Genomic DNA, 1,219 nt, shown 5'->3' on the forward strand with positions numbered 1-1,219 from the left:
CTCATTTCTAAGAAAAAAGATCGAAAAAAAGTATATCGGGAAAACAATGATCATATTGTATATGATGTATTAACACCTGATTTTATGAAAGCACGTATTGAAATGTTAATGATGGATTTAAATAAACAAGCAAACACAACAGAAAGTCATTATTCCCATGAAGATAAGGAAGAGATTGCTGTTATTATGAAAGGGGAAGTGTACGTAGAATTGGAGGGAAAAGAATATTTTTTAGAAGAAGGCGATGTTGTACGTATTCCACCAAATGTGAAGCATCGATTTTTGAATAAAAGTGATGAATCGAATCACATTTTATTTGTACTGACACCATCTTTAGGATGAAAATATAGTGATTTTAACTAGAGGAGAAAGAAAATGGAAAACAAAAGTATTTTAAAAGGCGGCCTTTCAATTATTTCTCAATGTAAAAAAGAAACAAATGATATTTGGCATGCGCATTTTGGAGCAGCTGCAATTGCTAGTTATTTTTTTATGAAAGATAATAATATTGATGAAGAAACAGCTCGTAATATGTATTCGCAAACAAGGATGATGCTGAACAAGAAAAAAATTGGTGAGATGATTGATGATAAAAAAGAAATAGATTTTAAAATTGCGGAAAATATGATTATAAAATCTTTAGAACAAACGATTGATGAGCTTCATTGGGTGGGGCATAACGTCATTTATGCGTCATTAAGTTTATTAGCTATGAAAGAGCTACAAAAATGGGGTGATAATCAAGCAATTGAAGGGATTACTACTCTTATTTTATCATTTCGAAAAACAATTCCAGGTAGATCGTGGATTGGTTATACGACGAAAGAAGTAAAACAATTAAGTTTTGAAGAGGAGATACAAAGTGAATTGAGTAATCCAACACAAGTATCTCAGTTCATTTTAAATGAGTTATCGAAATTTAATAGTATTTATCGAGCGGAATCACATCATGATTTAATTGGGCATTTGCTTACATACTCCCACGCAATTAATATAATGTACGATTTAGGACATATAGATATATTTCAACGAGGGATACGTCCGCTGTTAAAACTAGTATACGTACTAAGAGCTAGCCAAAAGCTCAAGCTGAATACGGAAATAACTTTACACTCACCTATAGATCGATTACCTTTAATTCAATCTAAACGTGCAAATATTTTACCAACTGAAAATATATTTTGGATAAAAGACTATAGTGAATTCGATTGGGATTTTG

At 31.2% G+C, this 1,219-nt stretch carries 2 protein-coding genes; both read left to right on the top strand.

Annotation, left to right across the window (positions count from 1 at the left end; translation table 11 throughout):
• Window positions 1–342, top strand: a 342-nt coding sequence (locus tag ACQGS6_RS28885; protein ID WP_426966065.1) for a cupin domain-containing protein, incomplete at its 5' end; no start/stop codon positions are given.
• 33 nt (window positions 343–375) lie between these two features.
• A partial coding sequence (locus tag ACQGS6_RS28890; RefSeq protein WP_426966066.1) for a hypothetical protein occupies window positions 376–1,219 on the top strand: 844 nt, incomplete at its 3' end.

The organism is Bacillus sp. GMs2/2, from assembly GCF_050172095.1.
GTDB classification, from domain to species: Bacteria; Bacillota; Bacilli; order Bacillales; family Bacillaceae_G; genus Bacillus_A; species Bacillus_A cereus.